Origin of the sequence: Paenibacillus zanthoxyli JH29 (assembly GCF_000520715.1) — a bacterium.
In the GTDB taxonomy this organism is placed as follows: domain Bacteria; phylum Bacillota; class Bacilli; order Paenibacillales; family Paenibacillaceae; genus Paenibacillus_AQ; species Paenibacillus_AQ zanthoxyli.
Map to the genome: position 1 here is coordinate 1 of NZ_ASSD01000314.1, position 887 is coordinate 887.

1 protein-coding gene is annotated in these 887 nt (G+C 57.2%); it reads right to left on the reverse strand.

Annotated features, from left to right (window positions below; genetic code table 11):
* A partial coding sequence (locus L691_RS28645; RefSeq protein ID WP_036736709.1) for an S-layer homology domain-containing protein occupies window positions 1–887 on the reverse strand: 887 nt, incomplete at both ends.

An 887-nucleotide genomic window follows, 5' to 3' on the forward strand; every position in this document is an offset into this window, starting at 1 on the left:
TGATCGTCCGCTCCGGCTTGAAGGAAGCTGCGCCAAGGCCCTTCACGATTCCGGCCTGGGAGGCTGCCGCCACCTCATCCGCATACCACTTGCCTGCCGGGACGTCCGTGAACGATGCGCTTCCTCCGCTCAGGCCAAGCGCGCGCACCAGCAGCGCCGCGAATTCCGCCCGCGTCACTTTACGCCCAGGCGCGAATTCTTTCAGGCTTATTCCTTCCACAATGTGCTTCGCCGCCATTTCCGTAACGGCGTCATACGCCCAGCTTCCGGCAGGAACATCCGTGAACGTCTTGCGGTATTCCAGCAGTGTATATTTGCTGAAATGACTCATTTTGCCGCTGAGCCATCCTTCTGCTGACAGGCTGCCGACATAATCAAGCTCCCCGGCATCAGAAATATAATAGATTCCGGCCAGTTTGGCCTCGACCTGCCCATTTTCCTTAAGCTGGAGAGTGACCGGATGATCGAATGCGGAGATCACCGTTTCCGCTCCGCCGCTTGTGATCAGCTTCATCTCAAATTCGTACAGATCGCTTCCCGGCTTGAGTTCCGCATAATTGAGCTGCTTGGCAAGCTCAAGCAGCGATTTCATGTCGGCAGCGGCTACCTTATTGATACTTACAGCCACCTCACCGCCGCCCGCCTTGGATGCCTGGCCCAGCAGATCGCGCAGCATCTGAACGCTCAGCTTCAGCGTAAATTCCTCACCTGCCAAATTTAAGCCGGTGCCGCCCTGTACAAGCTTTTCCAGCAGTGCGGCCGGAATGCGCGCTTCTGTACCTGCTCCAAGCGGGAACGTTGCCTCTTTTAAGACTTCATTCAGCGTGAGCTTATCCTCCGTCACCCGCACGATATTGGCAGGAGAGGGGGAAGGCTCCAGCGTAGCC